General features: G+C 77.3%; 11 protein-coding genes. 3 read left to right on the top strand and 8 right to left on the bottom strand.

Translation table 11 applies throughout. The features are described 5' to 3' along the window. Positions 1–24 precede the first annotated feature (24 nt). From ABZ452_RS19590 to ABZ452_RS19565, 6 genes are all read right to left on the bottom strand, one after another. Complete coding sequence (locus ABZ452_RS19590) at positions 25–3525, bottom strand: amino acid adenylation domain-containing protein (protein WP_357944651.1); 3501 nt, start codon at positions 3523–3525, stop codon at positions 25–27. Then, positions 3522–5825 (bottom strand): lantibiotic dehydratase, encoded by a 2304-nt coding sequence (locus ABZ452_RS19585; protein WP_357944649.1) that lies wholly within the window; start codon positions 5823–5825, stop codon positions 3522–3524. The genes ABZ452_RS19590 and ABZ452_RS19585 overlap by 4 nt, the downstream gene beginning before the upstream one ends. Beyond that, positions 5822–8941, bottom strand: a complete 3120-nt coding sequence (locus ABZ452_RS19580) for a thioesterase domain-containing protein (protein ID WP_357944646.1) — start codon at positions 8939–8941, stop codon at positions 5822–5824. The genes ABZ452_RS19585 and ABZ452_RS19580 overlap by 4 nt, the downstream gene beginning before the upstream one ends. After that, entirely contained in the window at positions 8938–12405 is a 3468-nt protein-coding gene (locus tag ABZ452_RS19575) for an AMP-binding protein (RefSeq protein WP_357944643.1), read from the bottom strand. Before ABZ452_RS19575 ends, ABZ452_RS19580 begins: the two co-directional genes overlap by 4 nt. A 326-nt stretch (positions 12406–12731) precedes the next feature. After that, the gene (locus tag ABZ452_RS19570; protein WP_357944641.1) at positions 12732–13127 is read right to left on the bottom strand and encodes a DUF2267 domain-containing protein; all 396 of its coding nucleotides are present in this window, start codon (positions 13125–13127) and stop codon (positions 12732–12734) included. A gap of 81 nt (positions 13128–13208) precedes the next feature. Beyond that, entirely contained in the window at positions 13209–14495 is a 1287-nt protein-coding gene (locus ABZ452_RS19565) for an MFS transporter (protein ID WP_357944638.1), read from the bottom strand. A gap of 99 nt (positions 14496–14594) precedes the next feature. On the opposite strand from ABZ452_RS19565, the gene ABZ452_RS19560 reads away from it, so the two are divergent. Beyond that, the gene (locus tag ABZ452_RS19560; RefSeq protein ID WP_357944636.1) at positions 14595–15908 is read left to right on the top strand and encodes a PLP-dependent aminotransferase family protein; all 1314 of its coding nucleotides are present in this window, start codon (positions 14595–14597) and stop codon (positions 15906–15908) included. Positions 15909–15915: 7 nt separating this feature from the next. On the opposite strand, the gene ABZ452_RS19555 is transcribed toward ABZ452_RS19560, so the two are convergent. Next, entirely contained in the window at positions 15916–16314 is a 399-nt protein-coding gene (locus ABZ452_RS19555; RefSeq protein ID WP_357944633.1) for an NUDIX domain-containing protein, read from the bottom strand. A 193-nt stretch (positions 16315–16507) separates the two neighbouring features. Here ABZ452_RS19555 and ABZ452_RS19550 point away from each other — a divergent pair, with 193 nt between their 5' ends. Further along, positions 16508–16900 (top strand): hypothetical protein, encoded by a 393-nt coding sequence (locus tag ABZ452_RS19550; protein ID WP_357944630.1) that lies wholly within the window; start codon positions 16508–16510, stop codon positions 16898–16900. Positions 16901–16958: 58 nt separating this feature from the next. Then, positions 16959–19100: a molybdopterin-dependent oxidoreductase gene (locus ABZ452_RS19545; protein WP_357944628.1), complete on the top strand. Its 2142-nt coding sequence runs from the start codon at positions 16959–16961 to the stop codon at positions 19098–19100. Between the two features lie 97 nt (positions 19101–19197). On the opposite strand, the gene ABZ452_RS19540 is transcribed toward ABZ452_RS19545, so the two are convergent. Next, on the bottom strand, positions 19198–20535 hold the full coding sequence (locus ABZ452_RS19540; protein ID WP_357945334.1) for a hypothetical protein: 1338 nt from the start codon (positions 20533–20535) through the stop codon (positions 19198–19200). Between the last annotated feature and the right edge of the window lie 13 nt (positions 20536–20548).

The following is a 20548-nucleotide window of genomic DNA, read 5'->3' as shown; positions in this document are numbered from 1 at the left end:
GGTGCGTCGGGGAGGGGTACGGCGTCACGGCTGGTTCGGTCGTCGGGGTGGGGTGCGGCGGGCGCGGCCACGCCGGGCGGCGGCCCGCAGCGCGGCCCGGGCGAGTTCCGGCCGGTCGGCGGCGCCGTCGAGGCTGGCGGCGAGGGCCCGCACGGTCGGGTGGCGGAACAGGTCGAGCATGGTGAGGGATCGGCCGGTGGCCTCGGTGAGCCGGGCGTGCACCGCGGCGAGGGCCATCGAGTGCCCGCCGATGTCGAAGAAGTTGTCGGCGACGCCGACCCGGTCCCGGCCGAGCACGTCCCGCCAGATGCCCGCGATCAGCTCCTCGGTGGCGGTGAGGGCGTCCGGACCGGCGGGCAGCGGAGCCCGGGCCGGCTCGGCGGCGGCCACGGTCATGGCGCCGAGCGCCGCCACCCGTACCGCCGGGCGGGGCAGCCCGGTCGCGACCTGGTCGGCGGGCGCGTCCGGGTCGGCCGCGAGGGCGCCGACCAGGTCGGCCAGGTCGGCCAGGAGCGCCTCGATCCGCTCGGCCTCGAACAGGTCCGGGTTGTGCACCACCTCGACGCCGGCCCGGCCGTCGCGCTCCACCACGTAGACGGTGATGTCGAACGGTGAGCCGGGCTTCGGCACGGGCACCGGCTCGACCGTCAGGCCGGTCAGCGCGAGCCGGGGCGGGACGAAGTTGAGCACGTTGAACAGCACCTGCACGAGCGGGGCGCGGGAGGTGTCCCGGCCCACGCCGAGCGCCTCGACGATCCGTTCCAGCGGGGCGCCGGGATGCTCGGTGACCGCGTGCAGCTCGGCGGCGCACCGGTCGACCAGCCCGGCGAAGCTCGACCCGCCGGTGCGGACCCGCACCGGCACGGTGTCGATGAAGAAGCCGATGACGTCGTCGAAGGCGGCCAGCCGCCGGTCGGCGACGATCGCGCCGAGCACGTGGTCGTCGCCGCCGGTGAGCCGGCGCAGCAGCTCACCGAAGCCGGCCAGCAGCACCGCCGCCACCGTGGTGCCGCGCCGGGCGGCCAGGTCGCGCACCGCCCGGTCGGCCGCCTCGGTGAGCCGCACCCCCGCCTCGACTCCGGCGTAGGTCTGCACCGCCGGGCGGGGCCGGTCGCGGGGCAGGTCCAGCACGGTCGGGGCGCCGGCCAGGTGGTCGGTCCACCAGGCCAGGTCGGCCGCGCCGCGGCGGCGGTCCCGCTCCGCCCGCCAGACCGCGTAGTCGGCGTACGTGGCGGGCAGGGGCGGCCGGGCCGGCGGCTCACCGGCGACCGCCCGGGCGTACGCGCCGGCCAGCTCGTCGTAGAGCAGCGCCTCGGACCAGCCGTCGAAGACCGCGTGGTGCACGGTCACGGCGAGCACGTGGGTGTCGGCGGCGAGCCGGTAGACGGTCACCTGCCAGGGCGGCCCGGTGGCCAGGTCGAACGAGTGCCCGGCGCCGGCCGCGAGCATGGTGGCCAGCTCCGCCTCGGCGTCGGCGGCCCCGGTCAGGTCGACCACCGGCACGGCCACGTCGGTCGGCTCCTCGCGGACCGCGTAGGGCACCCCGCCGGTCTGCGGGATCCGCCAGCGCAGCACGTCGTGCCGCTCGGCCACGGCGCGCAGCGCGGCGCCGAGCGCGGCGGTGTCGAGCGGCCCGCGCAGCCGGTGTGCGACCGCGATGTTGTACGGCGCGCTCGACGGGGCGAGCTGGTCCATGAACCAGAGCCGCCGCTGCGGCGGGGAGAGGGTGGGCGGGTTGCCGGTGGTCAGGCCGTCGCCGTCGGCCGGCGCGGCGGCCCGCACGCGGTCGACCAGCGCGGCGAAGGTGCGGTCGGTGAACAGCACCCGGGTGTCGACCCGCCGGCCCAGCTCGGCGCGGAGCGCGGCGACCAGCCGCATGGCGGCGATCGAGTTGCCGCCGGCCGCGAGGAAGTCGCTGTCCGGGCCGGGGTTCGCACCGAGCAGCCGGATCCAGAGCCGCCGGACCGCCGCCTCCACGGGATCCCCGCCGTCGGCCTCGTCCGCCACGTCGGGGGCGGCCGCGGCGAGGGCGCGCAGCGCGGGCCGGTCCAGCTTGCCGCTGGTCGGGCTGACCGGCAGCGCGGCGAGCCGCACCGTCCGGGCCGGCAGCATCGCGGCGGTCAGCCGGGGCCCGGCGTACGCCCGCAGCGCCTCGTCGCCGGGCGCGCCGGCCGGGGTGAGGAAGGCGACCAGCTCGGTGCCGGCCGGGCCGGGCACGGCCTCCACGGCCACCCCGTCGACGCCGGGGTGCCCGGCCAGCACGGCCTCGACCTCGCCCAGCTCGATCCGCTGGCCGCGCACCTTGACCTGCCGGTCGGCCCGGCCCAGGTAGACGATCCGGCCGTCCGCCGCCTGCCGGACCAGGTCGCCGGTGCGGTAGAGCCGCTCCCCCGGCCGGTCGCCGAACGGGTCGGGAACGAACCGCTCGGCGGTCAGCCCGGGCCGGTTGAGGTAGCCGTCGGCCAGGCCGGGACCGCCGATCAGCAGTTCGCCGGTCTCCCCCGGCGGCACCGGACGCAGGTCGGCGTCCACCACGTACGCCCGGTGGTTGGGCAGGGGCCGGCCGATCGGCACCGGGTCGGTGTCGGCGGCGGTGAGGTCACCGCTGACCGCCAGCACGGTGGTCTCGGTGGGGCCGTAGCCGTTGAGGAACCGCCGGCCGGGGCCCCAGCGGGCGACCAGCTCGGCGGGGACCGCCTCGCCGCCGCAGAGCAGCACCCGCCAGGACGGCAGCTCCGCCGGGTCGAGCAGGGCGAGGACGGTCGGGGTGATGAAGCCCCAGGTCACCTCGTGCGCGGCGACGAACCGGGCGAGCCGGACCGGGTCGGCCCGGTCGTCGGCGCCGAGCAGCTGCACCGCGCCGCCGAGCAGCAGCGGCACGAACAGGTCCATGGTGGCCGCGTCGAAGCCGAGCGAGGCGATGCCGAGGCTGCGCACCGAGGCGTCGGCGCCGGTCAGCGCGGCGACCCCGGTGACGAACTCGACGGCGTTGCGGTGGGTGGTGAGCACCCCCTTGGGCCGGCCGGTGGAGCCGGAGGTGAACAGCACGTACGCCGGGTCGCCGGGACGCGCCGGGCAGGGGGCGAGGGGGGCCGGGCCGGGCAGCCCGACCGCCTCGACGCCGGGCTCGTCGCCGAACTCGGCCGCCGCGGCGTCGCCGGCGACCACCCGGATCCCGGCGTCCCGGGCGATCTCGCGCAGCCGCTCGCGGGGGCCGCCCGGTTCCAGCGGCACGTACGCGGCGCCGGCCAGCAGCACACCGAGCACGGTCACCACCAGGTCGGGGGTACGCGCGCCGCACACACCGACCCGGTCGCCGGGAACGATCCCGCGCTCGCGCAGGGCGGCGGCCAGCCCGGCGGCCCGGTCGACGAGCTGCCGGTAGGTCAGCCGGGTGTCCCACTGGCGTACCGCCACCGCGTCGGGGGTGCGGGCGGCCTGCGCGGCGATCAGGTCGGCCAGGGTGGCGTCCGGCCAGGGCAGGTTCGCCCCGTACGCGGCGCTGACGGTCAGGATGTCGGTCACCCGTGGTCTCCCCGGTGCTCGGCTGGGTCGGTGATCTGGAGGCGGAGTTCGTTGACGTAGCCGCGGCCCTGCGCGTCGGTGATCCACGACCGGGCCGGGTCGGGCAGCAGCTCGGTGACGACCACGGCCACGTCGGGGCCGGTGCGGGCGGCCGCGTCGACCATGGCGCACAGCGAGTGGGCGTGCAGCGGGCCGGTCAGGTCGACGTAGCAGGGCTTCACCTCGGTGCCCACCTTCACGAAGACCCGCTCGGGCAGGCCGAGCCGCTGCCGCAGCCGCCGGACCGCGAGGTAGCGCTCGGCCTCGCCGGTCGCTCCGGCCAGGCCGGACTCCCCGACGGTGGTGCGCCAGGTGCGCCGGGCCACGACCAGCCGGTCGATGGTGATGCGGGGCATGTGCGGGGCCGGGTCGAGCAGCTTGAAGCTGTCCAGCAGCAGCGCGGAGAACAGGTTGCCGAACACCTCGGTGAGCGGCCAGCGCCGCCCGTCGGGGAAGACCGCGTCGAAGGTGGCGCCGGCGCGCTCGATCCGCACGTCGGTGGCCGGGACGAGGCGGTCGAGGTCGGCGCCCCGGGCCGTGTCGATGCCGATCTGCCGGTCCTGCGGGCCGGTCAGCTCGTAGGTGGTCCGGGTGGTCAGGCGCGGGTAGTTGGCCGGGTAGACGACCCGCAGCCGGACCGGCCCGAGGTCGGCGTCGAAGCCGGCGCGCAGCATCGCGGGGTCCGGGTGGAACGGGGTGAGCACGGCGCTGTCGAAGGTGGTCAGACCCGGGTGCAGCTCGCCGAGGACGAGCAGGAACTCGCCCCGGTTGAGCGCGTCGAGGTCGGCGGTGGCGATCTGCACGTCGGGACTGTGGATCCGGGCGGACGGCCAGCCGGGGCCGTCGGCGGCGAACAGCTCGGCGGCCCGGGCGGCCAGGTCGGCGCTGCGCAGGGTCAGCTCGGCCTGGCCGGGCGGCAGGTCGGCCAGGCCGAACAGCTCCCGCCAGCGGGCGGTCAACCCGGCGGCGGCGCGCTGGAGCGGGCCGTCGGGGGCGAGCAGCAGCCCCTGGGCGGGCGCCCACACGTCGGCGAGCCGGACCGGGCCGTCCTCGACCAGCTCGGCGTGGAGGTCGGCGACGACCGCCGTGCAGGCCGCGCCCACCTCGGCGGTCAGCCAGCGGGCCGCGGTCAGCACCACGGCGAGCGGGTCGGCCAGCGCCTCCCGCACCGCCGCGCCCACCCGGACGTCCAGGTCCCGGTCGGTCTCCTCGTAGACCAGGGTGCGGCCGACGTACATCTGGCCGGCGTGCCGGGTCGCGGCGGCCCCGGTGACCGCGGTGAACTCGCTGTTCAGCGCGGCCAGCGCGGCGCCCAGCCGAGCCGGGTCGCCGGCCGCGGCGGCCACCGCGTCGCGGGCCGCGCGGAGCCGGTCGAGGCCGGCCTCGGCCGCCGCCCGGGCGGCCGGGTCGCCGATGGCGGCGATCCGCCCGGCCAGCACCCGTTCCGCGGCCGGGCTGGTCGGCAGGGCGGCGTCCCAGGCGAGCAGCCCGCGCTCGACCAGCCGGTCGAGCAGCAGGTAGCCGTCGGCGCCGGCCCGCAGGTCACCGGCCGCCCGGAACCGCTCGACCAGCTCGGCCGCCGGGGTCCGGCCGTCGGCGGCGGCGAGCAGCCGGGCCTCCACCGGGGACAGCTCGACCGGCGGGTGCAGCGGCCGGTGCACGCGGTTGCCGGCCACGGTCAGGTGGGGCGGCCGGGTCGGTGGCCACCAGCGGCGCACGGCCAGGTCGGCGCCGAGCCGGTCGGCGTACGCGGCCAGCGCCCACGCCTCGAAGTGGACCCGGCGACGGCGGACCAGGCCCACGCCGGGGGTGACCCGGGAGGTGCTCGTCTCCGGTTCGAGGGTGCCCCAGCAGACCGGCCCGAAGAACCCGATGGTCTCGGCCTTGCCGCAGTAGCGCTGCCAGTAGCGCAGCAGCGTCATCTCGCGCTTGCGCCGCCGGCTGTTGCGGGTCCCCGGGTCGGTGCGCAGCAGCCCGTCGAGGGCGACGAGCATGTCGGGGTTCTGCCAGGTGACCGCCTCGCGCAGCAGCGGGTCGGCGGCCAGGTCGAGGGCCGCCGCGGAACCCTCGGCGGCCGCCGCGTCCAGCGCCTTGTCGAGGACCTCCCGCGTGCCCTCGCCGGTGAGCAGGGCGTCGGCCGCGGCGGCGGCCTCCGGAGCCGCGAACCGGTCCAGCCCGGCGGCCGGGAAGCCGGCCGTCCGCACCACCGTGTCCCGCCAGACCGACCAGCCGGTCTCCCCCAGTGGCAGCAGGTGGCTCATCGGTTCTCCGTCCCCTGGGTGTCCACGATGTGCAGGCGCAGCTCGCTGAAGTAGCGGCGCCCGGCGCCGTCGGGCACCCAGGCCTGGTCGGTGGTCGGGAGCATCTCGCTGACGGTGAGCGAGACGTCGTCGCCGCCGTCGACCCGGGCGGCCCGGACCATGGCGCAGAACATGTTGGCGAAGGCCGGGCTGGACAGGTCCACGAAGCACGGCTTGGTCTCGGTGCCGAGCTTGACGTAGACCTGCTCGGGCAGGCCGAGCCGGCGCCGCCAGCCCCGCACGGCCAGGAAGCGCTGCCGCTCGCCGGTGGCCGACGCCAGGCCGCTCTCCCCCACCGTGGTCCGCCAGGTCTGCCGGGCCACCACCAGCCGGTCGAGCGTGATCCGGGGCGTGTACGGCGCGGCGGCGACCAGCTTGAAGCCGTCCACCGCGTGCGCGCTGAGCAGTTCGGCGAAGACCTCGGTGAGCGGCCACCGCTGCCCGTCCGAGGCGGTGGCCACGAGCCGCCCGTCGACCTCGCCGACGGTCAGGTCCACGGTGGGCAGCACCCGGGCCGGTTCCGCGCCCGGCGCGTCCTGGAAGGCCAGGTGCCGGTCGGTGGGCCCGGTCAGCGACTCGGAGGTGCGGCTGGTCCGGCGCGGCCACTCGGTGGGGAAGAGCAGCCGGACCCGCCGCTCGCCCATGTCCTCGGCCAGCGCGGCGCGCAGCCGCTCCACCTCCGGGTGGGACGGGGTGAAGACCGCGCAGTCGAACGAGGACCAGGCGGCGTGCAGCTCGCCGAGCACCACCGTGAAGTCGCCCCGGGCCAGCGCCGCCGCGTCGGTGGCGCAGATCTGCAGGTCGGGGCTGTGCATCACGGCGTTGGACCAGGTCGGCCGGGCGCCCGGGAAGACCGCGTCGACCCGGTCGGCCAGGTCGGCCACGCGCAGCCGCACGTCGGTGGTGCCGGGCGGCAGCACGTCCAGCCCGAACAGCCCGGCCCAGCGGGCGGCGAAGTCGGCGGCCACCCCGTCGACCGGACGCTCTCCCCCGCCCCAGAACAGGCCCTGGGCCAGGAACCACAGGTCCGCCAGCGCGACCGGACCGCCGCCGGCCTCGGCGCGCAGCTCCTCGTAGAGCCCGCGGAACACCTCGTCGTACGCGTCGGCCAGGGCGTTCGCCATCCACCGGGCGGCGCGCAGCAGCACGTCCAGCGGGGCGGCCAGCTCGGCGAGCAGCGGCGCGCCGAACACCACGTCCAGGTCGCGGGCGGTGTCCTCGTAGCAGATGGTCCGGCCGGCGTACATCTGACCGGCCCGGCGGACGGCCGGGACGCCGGTCAGCTCGGTGAAGGTGGCGTCGAGGGTGTCCAGCGCGGCGCGCAGCCGCACCGGGTCGCCGGCCGCCGCGGCCACCGCGTCGCGGGCGGCGCGGAGCCGGTCGAACCCGAACCGCGCGGCGCTCCGGGCGGCCTCGTCGCCGATCGCCGTGATCCGGTCGGCCAGCACCCGCTCGGCGTCCGGGCTGACCGGCAGCGCGGCGTCCCAGCTGATCAGCTCCCGCTCCACCAGCCGGTCGAGCAGGGCGTACCCGTCCTCGGGGCGGCGCAGGCCGATGGCCGGGTCGGCCACCAGGTCGGCGGCACAGCGCTGCCCGTCTGCGGCGGCGAGCAGGGCCGCCTCCACCGGTGTCAGCGCCAGGGGCGGCCGGCCGGGGCGCAGCACGGTCCGGTCCCGGACCGCGAGGTGCGGGCGCAGCACCGGCGGCCACCACCGGCGGACGGCCAGGTCGGCGCCGATCCGCTCGGCGTACGCGGCCAGCGCCCAGGACTCGAACCACACCCAGCGCCGGCGGGTCAGCCCGGCGCCGGGGCGGATCCGGGCGGTCTCCGGCTGGTCGGGGTCGACGGTCACCCAGCAGCTCGGGCCGAAGAAGCCGACCGTCTCGTTCTTGCCGCCGTAGCGCTGCCAGTACTTCAGCAGCGCCCGCTCCCGGTCCCGGCGCCGCACGTTGCGGGCCGCGTCGGCGCCGCCGCGGGCCAGCCCGTCCAACGCGACAAGGGCGCCCCGGTTCTGCCAGGTGATCGCCTCGCGCAGCAGCGGGTCGGCGGCCAGCGCGCTGGCCCGCTCGGCGCCGGCGCGGACCGCCTCGTCGAACTCCTTGTCGTACCGGTCCTCGCCGGCGCCGGTGGCCAGCAGGTCGTCGGCCGCCGCGGCGGCCCGGGGCGCGGCGAACAGGTCCAGGCCGTCGGCCGGGAAGCCGGTGGTGCGCAGGATGGCGTCGCGCCACACCGACCAGGCCGTGTCGCCGAGCGGCACCCGGTGCGCACCGCGGGCGGTCCCGCGGCCGGCGGTGCGCACCGGGTGCGTACCCGCGGCCGGCTCGCCGGTGCGGGTGGTCTCGGCGCCGAGCGCCGCGGCCAGGTCGGCGCGGATCAGCGCGAGCAGCTCGGGGAGCCGGTCGTGCAGGAAGAAGTGACCGCCGGCCAACTCGTGCAGGGTGAAGCCGGCGGCGGTGTGCTCGGCCCAGGCGGCGTGCTGCGCGCGGGTGACGGCCCGGTCGTCCCGGCCGTTGAACGCGACGATCGGCACCGGCAGCGGCTCGCCGGGCACGTACCGGTAGCCGTCCACCCGGCCGAAGTCGGCCCGCAGCAGTGGCAGCAGCAGCTCCACCAGCTCCGGATGGTCGAAGAACTCGGCGGGGAGACCGCCGCCGTCGGCGAGGCGGCGCAGCAGCTCGTCGTCGTCGGCGCGGGACAGCCCGTCGAAGGGGCCGGGCGCGGTGACGTGCGGGGCGCGGGCGCCGCCGACGTAGAGCCGCAGCGGCAGCGGGCCGCCGGTCCGGCGCAGCTCCCGGACCACCTCGAAGCCGAGCCGGCCGCCCATCGAGTGGCCGTAGACGGCGTACGGGCGGTCGGCCCGGGCCGCGACGGCCTCGGCCACCTCGGCGACGTCGAAGCGCGGATCCTCGTTGATCCGGTTCTCGCGGCCGGGCAGCTGCACCGGCAGCACCTCGACGTCCGGGCCGATCCCCTCCTGCCAGCGCCGGAACGCGCTCGCGCCGGCACCGGCGTAGGGCAGGCAGAATAAACGCACCGGCGCCTGGGGTCGGCTTCCGGCGGAGACGAACCAGTTCACCGCGGACCTTTCTGGACGGGGTCGATCCAGTACCGCCGGCGCTGGAACGGATAGGTGGGCAGGCCGGTGCGCCGGACCGTGCCCTCGGGGTGCAGGGCGTCCCAGTCGACGTCCCGCCCGGCGACCCAGTCGGCCGCCAGTTCGCGCAGCGGGCCACCGTCGCCGGCGATCCGGGAGTCGGTGTCCAGCAGCGCGTCGAGTCCGGCCAGCGCGCCGGGCAGGTCGACGGCGACCACCGCGGCCCGGTGGGCGAAGGCCCGCCGGCCGAGCGCCAGGGTGGCGGCCACCTCGGGCAACGCCGGGGCGTCGCCGCCGAGGTGGGCCCGGAGCCGGGCCAGCGCGGCCCGCAGCGCCGCCGGGGTACGCGCCGACACCGGCAGCAGCCACGACCCCTCGCCGGGCGGGTCGGCGGGGTCGGCCGGCGGCGGCTGCTCCACCACGACGTGCGCGTTGGTGCCGCCCAGGCCGAAGGCGCTCACCCCGGCCACCCGGCGTGGGCCCTCGGGCCAGTCCCGCGCCTTGGTGGGCACGTAGAACGGGCCGGCGGCCAGGTCGATCTCCGGATGTGGGCGGGTGAAGTGCAGGTTCGGCGGGATCACCCCGTGCCGCACGGCGAGCACCGCCTTGATCAGCCCGGCGATACCGGCGGCCGCGTCGAGGTGGCCGATGTTGGTCTTCACCGAGCCGAGCGCGCAGCTCTCGGCGGGCGCGGCGCCCGCGTACACCTCGTGTAGCGCGGCGACCTCGATGGCGTCGCCGAGCGGCGTGCCGCTGCCGTGCCCCTCGACGAGGCCGACCTCGCCGGGCGCGACCTCGGCGGTGGCCAGCGCGTTGGCCACGGCGGCGGCCTGCCCGGCCGGGCCGGGCACGGCGAAGCCGGCGCGGTCCGCCCCGTCGTTGGTGACCGCCCAGCCGGGCAGGACGGCGTAGATCCGGTCGCCGTCGGCCTGCGCGTCGGCGAGCCGGCGCAGCGCGACCACCCCGGCGCCGGAGCCGAATCCCGAGCCGTTGGCGCCCTCGTCGAAGGCGCGGCACCGGCCGTCCGGTGAGGCCAGCCCGCCCGGGACGTGCCGGTGCCGGGGCCAGGTGACCGTCACCCCGCCGGCCAGCGCGAGGTCGCACTGGTAGTCGGCGAGGCTCTGCGCGGCCAGGCAGACCGCGACCAGCGAGCTGGAGCAGGCGCTCTGCACGGCCAGGGCGGGCCCGGTGAGCCCGAGCCGGTAGGCGACCTGGCCGGGCAGGTGGTCGGTGAACTGCCGGCCGATCAGCCGGGCCTCCCAGTCGTCCGGGTCGACGTCGCCGACCACGGCCGGGTTGTCCATGAGGTGGAACAGGAAGTACCGGTTGGCGGAGGTGGCCGAGTAGACCCCGACCAGGCCGGGGAAGCGCTCCGGGTCGTGCCCGGCGTCCTCCAGGGCCTCCCAGGCGGTCTCCAGGAACAGCCGGTGCTGCGGGTCGGTCCGGGCCGCCTCGTCGGCGGCGAAGGAGAAGAACTCGGCGTCGAAGTCGGCGACCCCGTCGAGCCGGCCGGTGGCCCGCACGTGCCGGGGGTCGGCGCGCAGCCGCGGGCCGACGCCGAGGGCGGCCAGCTCCTCGTCGGTGTGCTCGTGGATCGCGTCGACGCCGGTGCACAGGTTCCACCAGAAGGTGGCCACGTCGGGCGCGCCGGGGAAGCGGCCGGCGAGGCCGACCACGGCGATCTCGTCGCCGGTGTACTCGCGGGCCGCGGCGGCCGGCGCGGCGGGCGCCGGCAGCACCGGGGCGCGGACCCCCTCGGGCGGGGCGTCGAGCAGCGCGGCCTGGGCGGCCACCGTGGGGTGGTCGAAGAGGCGCAGCAGGGGCACGCGCACGCCGAACTGATCGGCGAGCCGCTGCTGCACCTGGCCCAGCAGCAGGGACTGCCCGCCGACGTCGAAGAAGCTGTCGGTGCGGCTGATTCCGGGCCGGCCCAGCACGGCGCACCAGATGTCGTGCACGGCCCGCTCGGTGTCGGTGGCCGGCGCCTCACCCGCCGGCAGCTCGGCCGCCGGGTCGGGCAGCGCCCGCTCGTCGACCTTGCCGGTGACGGTGAGCGGGAACTCGTCGAGCACCACGACCGCGCGGGGCAGCGCGTAGCCGGGCAGCGCGGCGGCGAGCGCGGCGCGCAGCGCGGCCGGGTCGGGGCGGTCGCCGGCCGGACGGGCGTACGCGAGCAGCTCGCCGTCGCGGGCGATGGCCCGCACCCCGGCCACGCCGGGCTGGGCGGCCAGCACGGCCTCGATCTCGGTCAGCTCGACCCGGTGCCCGCGCACCTTGACCTGCCGGTCGAGCCGGCCGAGGCAGACCAGCTCGCCGCCGGGCAGCCGCCGGCCCAGGTCGCCGCTGCGGTACGACCGCACCCCGTCGGCGTCCACGCTGAACCGGTCGCTGTCCTGGTTGAGGTAGCCGGGGGCGAGGTGGTGGCTGCGGACCACCAGCTCACCGGTGTCCGGGGCGAGGTCGACCCGGTAGCCGGGGAACGCGGTGCCGATCGGCAGCGGGCCGGTGGCGGCCGGGTCCACGCCGGACAGCGGCAGCACGTGCCGGGCCACGAAGGTCATCTCGGTGGCGCCGTAGCCGTTGACCAGCACGCAGTCGGGGGCGAACCGGTCCCGGCCCCGGGCCGCGTCGGTGTACGTGGCCTGCTCGCCGCCGAGCAGCACCACCCGGACCGCGTCGAGGCGCCGGTCGCCGAGGGTGTCGAGCAGGTAGCGGTAGACGGTGGGCGTGCAGTGCAGCACGGTGGCCCGGTGCCGGTCGAGCTGCGCGACGGCGTGGGCGAGCCCCTGCCGGCGCAGGTCGACCGGGACCACCGCGGCGCCGGTGAGCAGCGCCGGGTAGAGGTCGGGGATGGCGGCGTCGAAGCTGAACGAGGCGAGCAGGCTGAGCCGGTCGGCCGGGCCGATCGCCAGCGCGGCGATCTGGTTGTCGACGACGTGCGCCAGGTTGCGGTGGGTCTGCCCGACGGCCTTGGGCACCCCGGTGGAGCCCGAGGTGAACAGCACGTACGCCAGCGCGTCCGGGTCCACCGGGACGGGCCGCAGCGGGGCCGGCGGCACCTGGTCCAGCGGCACCACGGTCCGCCCGCCGGCGAGGTCCCGGGCCAGCTCGCGGTGCTCGGCGGCGCAGGCGAGGGCGGTGACCCCGGCGGCGGCGAGCATGTGGCGCAGCCGGTCGACCGGGAAGCCCGGGTCCAGCGGCACGTACGCGCATCCCGCGGCGAGAGCGCCGAGCAGCGCCGCGACGGTCGGAGCGCCGTGCGCGGTGAGCAGGGCGACGCGGTCACCGGCTCGGACGCCGGCGGCGACGAGCGCAGCCGCGTGTCCCCCGGCCATCGCGGCCAACTCGGCGTAGGCGACCTCGTGGGTCTCACCGAGCAGGGCCGGACGATCACCGTGACGCGCCGCGATCTCGCCGAAACGATTGATGATCATCGGCTGTGCCATGTCAGCGGGCTGTTTGTTCCCCGTGGACGGCAGGCGCGCAGCGTTCGGTGAATGTGATCATGATCCCCCCCAGGACTTCACACTGGGAGCAGAATAAAGCTCAATCTCTCGATGGCGAGCGCATCGATGCAGGTCGAGCCGAAGGGACGACGGCGCGTGGAAGCTCGGATGGAGGAATTCATCCGATCATCCCTCTAGCGCGTAGACCATTTACGGCGTAAGCGTCTACTCGCGAGTTATTTTACGGTGAAAATACTTCCCGGCCGTGGATTTTCCACATTGGCGGCCTCGTCGCCGCAGCTCAACCCGCGTCTCGGGGAGCGTCCCTACACATCGTACGGTGGTCGCGGGATCGGGTCGACCATCGCGTCGAATCCCTTGGGGAGCTGCGCCACGAGATCCTGGAACTCGCCGACCGTGACCGTCTCGCGCAGGGTGGCGAGCACCGCGCGGGCGCCCACCTCGGCGACCGCCGGGTCCACCCCGGCCCGCTCCGCGACCCGGTACAGGAAGGCGACCGCCCCGCCGGTCGTGCCGCCCTCGCCCGGCGCGACGAGATAGCTGCCGACCTCGTCCGGCAACTGCGCGGCCAGGTCCGCCGACTCGGTGGCGGTGATCCGCTCGGCGAGGGTCTGCAGCACCGCCCGCGAGATCGTGGCGGCCTGGCCGGTGGGCAGCTCGGCGCGGCGGGACACCGCCTCGACGAATCGGGGAAACCGCACAGCCGCACTCCTGTCGTCGCCGGCCGCCGCCGGGTATCCGACAGCCCCGGTCCGAGACGGCCCGGAGCGTCGCGCCCGCGGTTACCCGCGCCCGGCGACGGCAAACGACTCGTGACACCCGGCGGGCGCCGCCTCGTCCGCCGGCGCCGCCTCAGGGACCGGGAAGTCCCGGGTACGCCACACCGGCGAGCAGCGCGTGACGAGCGCCGCCGCGGCCATTCCCGCCGCGGCCAGCCCGAGGTACGCCGGTGCGCCCAGCAGCCCGGTCAGCGCGCCGCCCAGCGCCGCGCCGAGCGGCATGGCCCCCCAGATGACGAACCGGCTGGTGGCGGTCATCCGGGACAGCAGCGCGGGCGGGGTGGCGGCCTGCCGGAGGCTGACCGCGTTGACGTTGTAGAGCCCGCTGGCGAACGCGCTCACGGCCAGCCCGAGGGCGATGCCGGCCGGGTGCGGCCAGAGCACCAGCGCCGCACCGGCCTGGAGCACCACCGCCCCGGTGACCGCCCGGCCGACGCCGAGGCGGGCCCGGGCCAGGCCGGCCACCGCGGCGCCGAGCAGGTAGCCGACGTTGGCGGCGGCGACCAGCAGGCCGACGGTGGCGGCGGGCAGCCGCAGCTCGCGTACCGCGTGGACCAGCAGCATGGCGAGGAAGCCGGCGTGCCAGAGGTTGGTGAGGCCGGAGCAGAGGGTCAGCGCCCGCACCACCGGATCGCGGAACACGAACCGGAACCCCCCGGCGGCGTCCCGCCACAGCCCGCCGGCACCGGGCGCGGCGGTGCGGGCCAGGCGGGGCGTACCGGCCAGGAAGAGCGCCGAGGTGACGAAGCTGGCCACGTCGACCAGCAGGGCCAGCGGCGCACCGAGGACGCCGACCAGCACGCCGGCCAGGCCCGGGCCGGCGGTCTGCCCGACCGCCCGGGTCGCCTCCAGTCGGGCGTTCGCGTCGGCCAGGCGGGCAGCGGGCACCACCGCCGGCACGGCGGCGAAGTACGCCACGTCGAACAGCACGGTGGCGCAGCCGGCCAGCAGCGCCACCGCGACGAGCTGGGCCAGGCTCAGCAGCCCGGCCGCCCAGGCGAGCGGGACGCTGGCCAGCAGCACGGCCCGGGCCAGGTCGGCGCCGACCAGCACGGCACGGCGGGGCAGCCGGTCCACCAGGGCTCCGGCCGGCACGCCCAGCAGCAGGTACGGCAGGGTGGTGGCGGCGGTCAGCGCGGAGACCCCGGTGGTCCCCGCGCCGAGCGCGGTCAGCGCGGCCAGGGGCAGCGCCACGGTGGTCACGTGCGTGCCGAGGGTGCTGACCGCGTCGGAGAGCCAGAGCCGGCGGAAGGTGGCGTACCGCCAGAGGGCGGCAGAGGTGACGGTCATGCGGGCAGCCTCCGGCGCGTACCTGGGGAACCGGCCGGCGCGGATTGTCACGGTGACAATCTGGCGGCGGGCGAGACGTGCGGCGGCTAGATTGTCACGGTGACAATCTGGGAGCCGGCGGGGCTGGCGGGCGACGGTGCCCGCTACCTGGCGCTCGCCGACGCGATCGGCGCCGACATCGCGGCCGGCCGGCTCGGCCCCGGCGACCGGTTGCCGCCACAGCGGGACCTGGCCCGGCGGCTCGGCGTCACGGTCGCCACCGTCGGCCGGGCGTACCAGGTGGCGGCCCGGCGCGGCCTGCTCACCGGGGAGGTGGGCCGGGGAACCTTCGTCGCCCCGGCGCCCGCCCCGCCGCCGGCCGGCGCGGCGCCCGTGCTGGACGTGGCCGCCGTGCACCCGCCCGGCCACGGGCCGGTGCACCGGGCCGTCGCGCCGATCCTGCACCGGCTCGCCGCCGACCCGCACGCGGTAGGCGCGGAGGACGCCGACGCGGTCCGGCACCGGATCGCCGGCGCCCGCTGGATGGCGCACGCCGGCTGGCGGCCCGAGCCGGACCAGGTCGAGGTGACCGCCGGTGGGCAGCACGGGCTGGCCGCCGCGCTCGCCGCGTTCGCCCCGCCCCGGCAGGTGCTGGTCACCACCGAGCTGACCAACCCCGGCCTGCTCGCCGCCGCCCGGCTGCTCCGGGTCGAGCTGGCCACCGTGCCCAGCGACGCGGCCGGCCTCCGGCCCGACGCCCTCGACCGGCTCTGCGCCCGCCGGCGGGTCGCCGCGTTGCACCTGCACCCGACGCTGCACAACCCCACCGGGCTCACCGTGCCCGCCGACCGCCGCCGGGAACTCGCCGCCGTCGCGACCGCCCGCGACCTCGTGGTCATCGAGGAGGACCCGTTCGGCGCGCTGCTGCCCGACCGGCCGCCCCCGGTGGCCGCGTGGCACGCCCGGACCGTTCACCTGAGCGGGCTCACCAAGACCCTCGCCCCGGGGCTGCGGATCGGCTACCGGCACGCTCCGGCGTCCCTCGCCGAGCCGCTGCGCGCCGCGGCCCGCGCCCTCGCCTGGGCGCCCGCTCCCCTGGTCGCCGAGGTCGCCACCCAGCTCGTGCTCGGCGGGCACGCGCACCAGCTCGCCGCCGCCCGCGCCGCCGAGCTGGCCACCCGGGCCGCGCTCGCCCGGGAGCTGCTCGGCGAGCGGGTCGCAACGCCGGGACCCGCCCCGTTCGCCTGGGTACGCCTGGACCGCGACGCCGAGGCGGTCACCGCGCTCGCCCACCGGCGCGGTGTGGCGGTCGCCGGCACCGACGAGTTCGCCGCCCGGCGGGGCGCGCCGGCTGGGCTGCGGGTCAGCCTCAGCGCCGACGACCGGACGGTCCACACCGCCCTGCGCGCCCTGGCCCGGCTCCTGCCCGCCTGAGCCGAGGTCAGCGCAGCGCGCCGAGGGACCGGAAGTGGTCGAAGATGAGCTGGTCCACCGGGGATACCCGGCCCCGGTCGGCGTAGCCGAGCCAGGCCAGCTCCGCGATCTCGCTCGCCGGCCGGAGCGTGCCCCGGTAGTCGGCCGCGTAGCAGGTCATCCGGACCAGGGTGCCGGCGCCGTGGCCGTGGGCCTGCGCGGTGAAGACGCCGAGCGGGACGGCGGACTCCGGCACCACCGCCACGGCCAGCTCCTCGGCGATCTCCCGGACCAGGGTCGCCAGGTCGGTCTCACCGGCCTCCCGCTTGCCGCCGGGCAGGTACCAGACATCCTTGCCCCGGGACCGGGTGCTCAGCACGCGGCCGTCCTCGATCCGGATCCAGGCAACCTTGTCGATCTCGGGCACCGTGCTCCTCGGGGTCTCGGGGATGTGATCGGGAACGACACCCGGAGGCGACCTTACGCGCGACCCGGCGAGGGCCGATGCGCCGGCGGCCCCCGGAATCGACGGCCGTCGGGTTTGCCGCCGTTCCGGGACGGGGCACTTCCGCCGGTGACGCCCCGGGTCGCCGGGCGCCGACGCGGGACGGAGTGGCCGGATGGGATGGCTGGAGAAGCTACTGGGCTGGCCGGACTCGGCGCGGCAGGACGTCGCGGAGCTGGTGACCACCTACCACCTCTTCCGCACCACGACGGAGACGGCCGGGCTGGACGACCGGGAGACCGTCCGGCGGTGGCTGCGGGAACTCGATCCGGATCTCCAGCAGCAGGTGCACATCCGCCGGCCGTGGGGGGTCATCGCCGCGGTGAGCGACCGCCGCGACCCGGTCGGTGTCGTCATGCGGGAGCCGGACGGCCGGGCCTGGGGCGCCTACGTGCCGGGCGCGGACCGCCGGGAACACCTGACGCCCGAGCAGGTCGAGGCCGTGATGCTCGCCGCGCTGACCTCGGCCGGGCGACCCGACGGGCCGGACTGGCGACCGATCGGGTGATCCGCCCGCCCGCCGCGGCGGGAACCGGGCCGGGGCCGCGGCTCGGTAGGCTCGTGGCATGGCCCGCACCACCCATCCCGGCGCCTGCCCGCTGGACTGCCCCGACACCTGCGTCTGGCAGCTCACCGTGGAGGACGGCCGCGCCGTCGCGCTGCGCGGCGACCGCGACCACCCGTTCACCCGGGGCGCGCTCTGCGGCAAGGTCAACCGCTACCTCGACGCGGTCAACGGCCCCGACCGGCTGACCACGCCCTACGTGCGCACCGGCCCGAAGGGCGCCGGGCGGGTCGCCTACCGGCCGGCGAGCTGGGCCGAGGCGGTCGACCGGGTGGCCGCCGGGCTGCGCGCCAGCATCGAGCGCGACGGCCCGGAGTCGGTGCTGCCCTACTACTTCGCCGGCACCATGGGCCACGTGCAGGGCTGGACCATGGGCCAGCGGCTCTTCGCCCACCTGGGTGCGTCCCGGCTGGACACCACCATCTGCACCGGGGCGGCCCGGGCGGCGCTGCGCTCGATCTACGGCGACTCGATCGGCTTCGAGCCGGAGTCGATCGTGGCGGCGAAGCTCATCGTGCTCTGGGGCGCCAACCCGCTCGCCACCAACCTGCACCTGTGGCCGTTCGTGCAGCAGGCCCGGGAGCGCGGCGCGTACCTGGTCACCATCGACCCGCTGCGCACCGACACCGCGGCCCGCAGCGACGAGCACGTCGCCCCGCTGCCCGGCACCGACGCGGCCCTCGCCCTCGGGCTGATGCGGCACGTGCGCGACACCGGCGCGGCCGACGAGGAGTGGCTGGCCGCGCACACCGTCGGCTGGCCCGAGCTGGCCGCCCGGCTCGACGAGTGGCCGGTGGAGCGGGCCGCCGCCGAGTGCGGCCTGCCCGTCGAGGCGGTCCGCCGGCTCGGCGACCGGATCGCCACCACCCGACCCACCGCCGTCCGGGTCGGGCTCGGCCTGCAACGGCACCACGGCGCCGGCCAGGCGATCCGGGCGATCTGCGCGCTGCCGCTGGTCACCGGCGACTTCCGCTACCCGGGCGGCGGCGCCCTGGTGTCGACCAGCGGGCACCACCCGATCGAGGAGGGCCCGGTGGTCCGGCCGCCCGGCATGCCGGCCCCGCCGGCCCGGTCGGTGAACATGAGCCGGCTGGCGACCGTGCTCACCGGGGAGGCCGACCCGCCGGTGACCTCCCTGGTGGTGTTCAACTCGAACCCGGCCGCCACCGCCCCGGACCAGAACCGGCTCCTCGCCGGCCTGCGCCGCGCCGACCTGTTCACCGTGGTGCTGGAGCAGCGCTGGACCGACACCTGCGACTACGCCGACGTGGTGCTGCCGGCGACCATGCAGCCCGAGCACCTCGACCTGCACTCCTCGTACGGCCACCACTACACGACGCTGAACCTGCCGGTCACCCGGGCACCCGGGGAGGCCCTGCCGAACACCGAGATCTTCCGCCGGATCGCCGCCGGGCTCGGCGTCGACCACCCCCGGTTCTCCGACAGCGACGAGGACCTGGCCCGGCAACTGCTGGCCGGCACGCCGGTCAGCTTCGAGGAGCTGCGCGAGCGGACGTACGCCCGGACCACCGGGGTGCCGGTGGGCGCCGCCCCGTTCGCCGCGGGCGGTTTCCGCACCCCGGACGGGCGGGCCCGGCTGCACGACCCGACGCTGGCCCGGCTCGGGGTGGACCCGCTGCCCGGGCACACCCCGCCGGTGGAGGCGGCCGACCCTGCGCTGGCCCGCCGGTTCCCGCTGGTGCTGATCGCCCCGGCGGGCCGGTTCCTCATGAACTCCACCTTCGCCTCGCTGCCCTGGCACACCCGGCGCACCGGCCCGCCGCGGGTGCACCTGCACCCCGACGACGCGGCGGCGCGCGGCCTCGCCGACGGCGACGCGGTGCGGGTGCGCAACGACCGCGGCGCGTTCCTCGCGGCGGTCGCGGTGGACGAGGCGACCCGGCCGGGCCTGGCGTTCACGTACAAGGCCTACTGGGCGCGGCTGAGCCCGGGCCGGGCCACCGTCAACGCGGTCACCGCCGTACGCGACACCGACCTGGGCGAGGCGCCGACGTTCCACGACTGCCGGGTCGAGGTCGAGCCGGTGCCGGCCGAGCTGCTGATCCCGGAGCCGCCCGCCGACGCGGCGGCCGTGCCGGCGCCGGCCGCACCCGCCGAGGCGGCGACGGTTCCGGCCGGCTGAGCCGGGACTTCCGGCCCGCCGGCAGGGTCCCTGCGCCCCTGCTCCCGGCCATCGCCTGACCCGCCCCGGCGGGGTCACCCGCGTCGCCGCCCCCGGCTCAGCCCTCGGCGAGGGCGTCCAGCACCAGCGCGGCGGTCCAGCTGAACGCCGGTGAGCCGAGCCCGGCCCCAGTGTCCGGGTGGAAGTACTCGTGGCAGCCGGCCGCGTCGACCAGCCCCAGCAGGGACTCGCGCAGCCCGGCGGCCAGGTCGGCGCGGTGGTGGGTGCGCAGCCCCCGCCACAGCAGCCAGCCGGTGTTCACCCAGCTCGGGCCGCGCCAGTAGCGCAGCGGTTCGAAGTCCGGCGCGGTGCGGTCGTGGGTCGGCAGCGGCCGGTCCATGCGGGCGGCCAGGCCGAACCGGGGCGAGCACGCCTCGGCGAGCACCGCCCGCACCTGGTGGTCCGGCAGGTCGGGCAGGATCAGCGGCATGAGCCCGAGCACCGTACGGGCCGGGACGAGCCGGTCGGCCCGGACGTCGCGCGGGCGGAAGGTGCCGGTCACCGGGTCGTAGAGCCGGTCGACCAGGGCCTGCGTGATCCGCGCCGCGCGGTCCCGGTGCGGCCCGGGGTCGGCGCCGACCACGGTGGCGATCCGGGCGAGGGCCTGCTCGGAGACTCCCAGCGCCGCGTTGACCAGCGGGCACTCCACGAGGAACGGGTGCCGGCCGAGCAGCCCCTCGTCCCGGTAGCGGCCCGCCCGGTAGGCGTCCACGAGCGCGACGTAGCGCGCGTAGTCCAGGTCGGTGGGGCGGTGCGCCGCGTCGGCGTGCGCGGTGTCGTGCCGGCGGTACGCCCGCATCACCGTCTCGTCGGCGGGCACCGCGGCCAGCGGGGCGTCCCAGGCGGGGCTGTTGTCCAGGCCGGACTCCCACGGGTGCACGACGGCGGCCAGCCCGCCCCCGCCGACGTCCCGCCGCCCGGTCAGGTAGCGCTGCTGGGCGACCAGCCGCGGGTAGAGCCAGCGCAGCGCGGCCACGGACGCCTCGGAGGGGGCACGGCGGTGCACCAGCCACGCGGCCGGGGCGTGCACCGGCGGCTGGACGATCCCCGAGGTGGCCGCCGCCGGTGCGCCGTCAGCCCGGGCCGAGTTCCAGAACGCCGGCCCCGGGAAGTACGCGCCGACCCGCAGCGCCGGGTTGAACACGATGTGCGGCACCCGCCCGTCGGCCCACTGCGCGGCGAACAGGGTGCGCAGCTCCCGCCAGGCCCGGTCGGGGCGGACGTGCGCCAGCCCGACCGCGATGAACGCCGAGTCCCAGCTCCACTGGTGCGGATAGAGGGTGCGGGACGGGACGGTGTGGTCGTGCTCCCAGTTGGCGTCCAACGTGGCCAGCGCCAGCCGGCGCAACCGGGCGGCCCGCTCGGCGTCGGTGCGGCCGGGGCCGCCGGCCCGCACCGGGGCCGCGCCG

Origin of the sequence: Micromonospora sp. NPDC005707 (assembly GCF_040631005.1) — a bacterium.
Taxonomy (GTDB): domain Bacteria; phylum Actinomycetota; class Actinomycetes; order Mycobacteriales; family Micromonosporaceae; genus Micromonospora.
Note: the sequence above shows the minus strand (reverse complement) of the source record. Positions and strands in the feature narration are given on the sequence as shown.